This is a genomic window from Mesorhizobium sp. M7A.F.Ca.AU.002.02.1.1 (genome assembly GCF_003998535.1).
GTDB classification, from domain to species: domain Bacteria; phylum Pseudomonadota; class Alphaproteobacteria; order Rhizobiales; family Rhizobiaceae; genus Mesorhizobium; species Mesorhizobium ciceri.
Genome location: NZ_RZPB01000324.1, coordinates 1 through 6,605, shown reverse-complemented (window position 1 = coordinate 6,605; position 6,605 = coordinate 1). Strand labels below are relative to the sequence as shown.

Annotated in this window: 6 protein-coding genes; all 6 read left to right on the top strand. The window is 61.2% G+C overall.

Going from position 1 to position 6,605, the window contains the following annotated elements; all coding sequences use genetic code 11:
* Window positions 1–355 (top strand): ribosome-recycling factor (locus EN879_RS19700; RefSeq protein WP_127274192.1); only part of this gene is annotated, 355 nt, incomplete at its 5' end.
* A 34-nt stretch (window positions 356–389) separates the two neighbouring features.
* A complete protein-coding gene (locus EN879_RS19695) occupies window positions 390–1,124 on the top strand; it encodes an isoprenyl transferase (RefSeq protein ID WP_013531758.1) in 735 nt (244 codons plus the stop codon).
* The gene (locus EN879_RS19690; protein ID WP_013531757.1) at window positions 1,121–1,936 is read left to right on the top strand and encodes a phosphatidate cytidylyltransferase; all 816 of its coding nucleotides are present in this window, start codon (window positions 1,121–1,123) and stop codon (window positions 1,934–1,936) included. Before EN879_RS19695 ends, EN879_RS19690 begins: the two co-directional genes overlap by 4 nt.
* Before the next feature lie 103 nt (window positions 1,937–2,039).
* Complete coding sequence (gene rseP, locus EN879_RS19685) at window positions 2,040–3,182, top strand: RIP metalloprotease RseP (protein WP_063167968.1); 1,143 nt, start codon at window positions 2,040–2,042, stop codon at window positions 3,180–3,182.
* A gap of 217 nt (window positions 3,183–3,399) precedes the next feature.
* Window positions 3,400–5,766, top strand: a complete 2,367-nt coding sequence (gene bamA, locus EN879_RS19680) for an outer membrane protein assembly factor BamA (RefSeq protein ID WP_063167969.1) — start codon at window positions 3,400–3,402, stop codon at window positions 5,764–5,766.
* 75 nt (window positions 5,767–5,841) lie between these two features.
* On the top strand, window positions 5,842–6,605 hold a 764-nt coding region (locus EN879_RS19675; RefSeq protein WP_127274191.1), incomplete at its 3' end, for a UDP-3-O-(3-hydroxymyristoyl)glucosamine N-acyltransferase.

The window sequence follows — 6,605 nt, the reverse complement described above, 5'->3', positions numbered from 1 at the left end:
GGTATGGGACAAGTCGATGGTCGGCGCGGTCGACCGCGCGATCCGCGAATCCAATCTGGGTTTCAACCCGATCGTGGACGGCACCAACCTCAGGATTCCGCTTCCCGAACTCAACGAACAGCGACGCAAGGAACTGGTCAAGATCTCGCACACCTACGCCGAGAACGCCCGGGTCGCCGCGCGCCATGTGCGCCGCGACGGCATGGACTTCCTGAAGAAGGCGGAGAAGGACGGCGACATCAGCGAGGACGATCAGCGCAAGCGCTCGGACCAGGTTCAGAAACTTACCGACGAGACGATCAGCACCATCGACCACCTGCTTTCCGATAAGGAAGCTGAAATCATGCAGGTTTAGGGTCTTGGCCTCCGGCTGACCCGAAAGCGAGAACATGGCAACGCCCGCGCATGTCGCGATCATCATGGACGGAAACGGACGCTGGGCCAAGGCGCGCGGCTTGCCTCGTCTTGCGGGCCATCGTGCCGGCGTCGAGGCGCTGCGCAAGACGGTGCGCGCAGCACCCGGACTCGGCATCTCCTACCTGACCGTCTACGCTTTCTCGTCGGAGAACTGGTCGCGGCCGAAATCCGAGGTCAGCGACCTGATGGGCCTTCTGAAAATGTTCATCCGCCGTGACCTTGCCGAACTGCACCAGAGCGGTGTGCGGGTTAGAATCATCGGCGACCGGGCAGGGCTGCAGCCCGATATCAGGGGACTGCTCGACGAGGCCGAAACGCTGACTGCCGCAAATGAATCTCTGACGCTGGTGATCGCCTTCAACTATGGCGGACGCGACGAGATCGTTCGCACGGCGCAAAAGCTCGCTTTGGCCGTGGCGCGTGGCGAACTCGACGCCGAGGCGATATCTGCCGAAAGCTTTGCCGTTGCGCTTGATACGCAAGGCATTCCCGACCCGGAACTGGTCATTCGCACCAGCGGCGAGCTTCGGCTGTCGAATTTCCTCCTGTGGCAGGCCGCCTATAGCGAGCTTGTCTTCCTGCCTTGCTACTGGCCCGACTTCAGCCGCGAACACCTTGCCGAGGCCTTGCGTGAGTTTGCTGGCCGCGAACGCCGTTTCGGCGGACTTGGAGGCCAGGACGTCGCTTCGCGACCGGCCGCGGGATGAGCAATCTCCAGCTGCGTGTCGTTTCGGCGATCGTGCTCGCCATCATCACTCTCGGTCTGACCTGGATCGGCGGTCTGCCGTTCCGGCTGCTGTGCGCCGTGATATCGGCGGCGATCTTCTATGAATGGACCCGCATGTCGCGCCCGACCGGGGTCACGGGCCTGGGTTTCCTGCCGGAAGCATTGCTGGTCGTCTTCGTTGGCGCCTTGATCGGCGGCCTGGCCGCCTCCTGGCTGCTACCGCTTGTGGCGGCCATTGTTGCCGCAACGGCGATAGCCGCCTCGCTTCGCAAGACCGGACAATGGGATGCGAGCGGCCTCGCCTATGCCGCGGTTTCAGGCCTGTCGCTCGCCTTGCTGCGCGATGGCGATCGTTCGGGCCTCATTGCCATCCTGTTCCTGTTTGCGGTCGTCTGGGCCACCGATATCCTTGCCTATTTCGTTGGCCGTGCCGTTGGGGGGCCGAAACTGGCGCCCTCTATCTCGCCCGGCAAGACGCGCAGCGGCGCGCTCGGCGGTGCGCTCGGCGGCGTCGTCGCCGGGCTGGTCCTCGCCGTAGCTGCCGGTGTCGGCAATCTGGCATTGCTCGGCCTGGTGGCGCTCGTGCTGTCGATTGTCTCGCAGGCAGGCGACCTGTTTGAATCCTGGGTCAAGCGCCGCCATGGCCGCAAGGACTCAGGCGCGCTCATCCCGGGCCATGGCGGCGTCATGGATCGTGTCGATGGGCTTGTCGCAGCCGCATTCGCCCTATACGTCATCGGCTGGATTTCGGCGAACGCCGATCATCCGGCGCAGGGTCTGTTTCCCGTTTGAGTGGTGTCATTTCAGGTCCTTTGCGCGATGCGCCTTGGATTCGCCCGGATTGGTGTCACAGTCACGGCGCAGTCTGCGCCGTGGAAGAATTTGAGGGTTTGTCTTGAACGAGATTCTTCACGCGCTTTTCAGCACACAAGGCTTTGTCCTCGGCACGCTGGTGCCATTCCTCTTCGTGCTGACCGTGGTCGTGTTCGTCCACGAAATGGGCCATTACCTTGTCGGGCGCTGGTGCGGCATCGGCGTCAGGGCCTTCTCGATCGGCTTCGGCCCGGAACTCTTCGGCTTCAACGACAGCCACGGCACGCGCTGGAAACTGTGTGCGATACCGCTTGGCGGCTATGTCAAATTCGTCGGCGACATGAACGCCACATCGAGCCAGCCCACGTCGGAAGAAATTGAAACGCTGACCGAGGAAGAGCGCAAGGTCGCCTTCCACACGCAGCCGATCTGGAAGCGCGCGGCAACGGTGGTGGCCGGGCCGCTGTTCAATTTCCTGCTGACGATCGTCGTCTTTTCCGTGCTGTTCACCGCCTATGGCCGTTATGTCGCCGAGCCCATGGTGGCCGAGGTGACCGCCGACAGCCCGGCGGCGAAGGCCGGCATCCTTCCCGGCGACCGATTCGTCAGCGTCGACGGCAACAAGGTCGAAACCTTTGGCGACGTCCAACGCCTGGTCTCGGGCCGTGCGGACGACGCAATCACTTTCGTCATGCTGCGCGACGGCCGGGAGGTCACTGTGACCGCGGCACCGCGGCTGATGGAACAGGAAGACGCGCTCGGCAACAAGGTCAAGGTCGCTGTAATCGGTGTCGTCAACAACAAGGAACTCGGCCAGCCACGGCTCATCACCTACACGCCTGTTGGAGCTGTCGCGGCGGCGGTCGAGGAAACCGGTCACGTCATCCAGCGCACCGGCCAGTTCCTGCAGCGCTTTGTTGTCGGGCGCGAAGACAAATGTCAGTTGGGCGGTCCGGTGAAGATCGCCGACATGGCGGGCAGGGCTGCGAAACTGGGATTCGAATGGCTCGTGCAACTGGTTGCACTGCTATCCGTTGGCATCGGAATTCTGAACCTTTTGCCGATTCCCCCTCTCGACGGCGGTCACCTCTTGTTCTACGGGGTGGAGGCTGTCATTCGCCGTCCGGTGTCGGAACGGATGATGGAAATGGCCTATCGGGCCGGGTTGCTTCTGGTGCTGTGCTTCATGGGGTTCGTTTTTTGGAACGATCTGTTTGGGTGCTGAAATCATGAAGAAATTTGGCTTCTGCATGGACGATGTTGAGACGCCGTTTACCATGCAAGGGGATATGAGTGACGCGAAAGCCACGCCGCAGGGTTAAGTAAATACAAATTAACCAGAAGCCTTGCGTGTAGGGAAAATCCGGTTAATACGGTAGGGGAAATTACCGCACGTCCGGTTTTCTCGCCGTGGGGACTACGAGAAAAGGTTATTAAGCCCGATGAAGGCAGCATCCAAGTTTCTAAGCGCCGCGTCCGCGGTGACCCTGTCCGCGGCCATGGTCGTGCCAGGCGCGCTCGCAGTGCAGTTCGTTGCCACATCGGCGGCTGAAGCCGCTGTCGTCAGCAGAGTCGAAGTAAGCGGCAACCAGCGTATCGACGCTGAGACCATCCGCAATTACATCACCATCAAGCCGGGCAAGGCTTTCTCCAGTTCCGATATCGACGGTGCGGTCAAGGCACTGTTTGGCACCGGCCTGTTTTCGGATGTGCAGATCAACCAGGTCGGCTCGACGCTGGTGGTCAAGGTTGCCGAGTATCAGGTTGTCAACCAGGTGCTGTTCCAGAACAACAAGAAACTCAAGGACAATGCGCTCGCGGCGGCGGTGCAGCTGAAGCCACGCGGAACGTTCTCGCAGGCGACGCTCGATGCCGACGTGGAGTCGGTCAAGGCTGCCTACAGGCGCATTGGTCGCGACGACGTGACCGTGACCACGCAGGTCATGCAGCTTGGCGACAATCGCGTGAATGTGGTCTTCAACATTGCCGAAGGCGATCGCACGCAGATCGCGGCGATCAATTTCGTCGGCAACAGCGCCTATTCCAGCCGCCGCCTGTCGGATATCATCAACACCAAGCGTTCGTCCTGGGTTTCCTTCATCCTGCGCGACGACGTCTACGACGATGACAAGCTGCGCGCGGACCAGGAGCTGCTGCGCCGCTTCTACTACAATCACGGCTATGCCGACTTCCAGGTCGTGTCCGCCGTCGGCGAGCTCGACAGCGCGACGAACAAGTACACGGTCACCATCACCGTCCAGGAAGGCGACCGCTACACGTTCGGCGATGTCAGCGTCGAGAGCACGATCCCTGAAGTCGACGGCAAGTCGCTGGAATCGGTGATCGAGACGCACAAGGGTGACGTCTACAACGCCAAGAACGTCGAGGATTCCATCATCGCGCTGACCGAGAAGGTGGCCGGTTCCGGCTATGCCTTCGCGCAGGTCACGCCGCGCGGCGACCGCAATTTCGAGAACCACACCATTTCGGTCGTCTACACGATCGACCAGGGCACCAAGGCCTATATCGAGCGCATCGAGATCCGCGGCAACGATCGCACGCGTGACTATGTCATTCGCCGGGAGTTCGACGTCAGCGAAGGCGACGCCTTCAACCAGGTGCTCATCCAGCGCGCGAAGAAGCGCCTGGAAAACTTGAACTACTTTGAGAAAGTCGACATCTCGACCGTGCCTGGCTCGCAGCCCGACCAGGTCGTTCTGGTGGTCGACGTGGTTGAGAAATCGACCGGTGAGTTCTCGGTGGGCGCTGGTTATTCGACCGGTGGCGACACGGCCGGTCCGTCGGTCGAAGGCTCGGTGACCGAGCGCAACTTCCTCGGTCGCGGTCAGTTCATCAAGCTGTCTGCGGGCGGCGGCAAGAATTCACGCGACTACAGCCTGTCCTTCACCGAGCCTTATTTCCTCGGACGGCGCATCGCCGCCGGTTTCGACATCTATAAGTCGACGCGGGAATACAACAACAACTATGACAGCGATACCACGGGCGCGACGATCCGTTTCGGCCTGCCGATCACCGACAGCATCACGACCCAGTTGGCGTACAACATATCGCAGGAAAAATATAAAGTTGACGATGGTTGCTTGACCGATGGGGTTTATATTCCTGGCAGCCCTTGCAATATCTCAACTGCAATCCTTGATGGCATCGATCAGAGCCCTTGGATCAAGTCGTCGGTCAGTCTCGGGCTGGTCTACAACACCATCGACGACATGAAGAACCCGCATGAGGGTATCTATGCCAACACAACCGTCGAAGTGGCCGGTCTTGGCGGCGATGCCAAGTTCGTGAAGATCACGGGACGCGGCAGCGTCTATCAGACGTTGTCCGAGTCGCTTGATCTTGTCGGCCTTATTTCGGGCGGCGCCGGCCATGTCGAGGGTTATGGCAGTGACGGCCTGCGTATCTTCGATCAGTTCCAGAGCACGGACCGCATGATCCGTGGCTTCGCCTATGGCGGTATCGGGCCTGTGGATCCTCTCACGGGTGACCATCTCGGCGGTACGACCTACTTCAATGCTTCTGCTGAAGCCCAGTTCCCGCTGCCAGTCGTTCCGGAAAGCTTCGGCCTTCGCGGAGCTGTGTTTGCTGACGCGGCGACTCTCTATGGCAGCAAGGTTACGAGCGTTGCTCAGGAGTCAACGGACATGCAGCTGCGTGCCTCTGTCGGCGTTGGTCTGATGTGGGCGTCGCCGTTCGGTCCGATTCGTATCGACTATGCGATCCCGGTCAAGAAGGAAGCGCGCGACGACGTGCAGGAATTCAACTTCGGCATATCGACCCGCTTCTGATCGGCGGCCAACGATGCTCCCGGGTCTTCAGGGTCCGGGAGAAATGTTCCGACCTAGCTGGATATAGCTTCTGGAATGACCGATCCGGTGTTCTTCGCGCCATCACGCCGGTATACGGCGGGCGAAGTCGCGAATCTGACCGGCTCGGTGCTTGTCGATTCCGGCCACTCCAATATTTTGATCGAAGCACTCGCGCCGGCCAGCGAGGGCGGCGAGAACGCGCTCGTCTTTGTCGACGGCAAGCGTAATTCCGCGCTGATGCCGTCGCTGCGGGCTGCCGCGGTGCTGTGCCCGGCGGAATTTGCCGGCAAGGCGCCGGCAAGCGTTGCCGTTCTCATTCATCCGCGTCCACAACAGGCCTTCGCGCTGATCGGGCGTCTGCTGTTTCCGAGGGCGGCGACACCAGGGCCAATGACCAGCGAAACCGGCGTCTCGCCGCACGCTCACGTCGATGCGACCGCCCATGTCGAAGCCGGTGCCGTCATCGAGGCCGGCGCGGTTGTCGGGCCAGGTGCTTCGATCGGCAGCGGCACCGTCATCGCCCCAAATGCGGTCATCGGACAATCCTGCCAGATCGGCCGCGACGGCTATGTCGGTCCGGGCGCCAGCATCCAGTATGCCTTGATCGGCAATCGCGTCATCATTCATGGCGGCGCCAGGATAGGCCAGGATGGTTTTGGCTTCGTCGGCGGGGCCAAGGGTCCTGAGCGCGTGCCGCAGATCGGCCGTGTCGTTATCCAGGACGACGTCGAGATCGGCTCCAACACCACCGTCGATCGCGGCGCCATGTCCGATACGATCATCGGCCAGGGCACCAAGATCGACAATCTCGTGCAGAT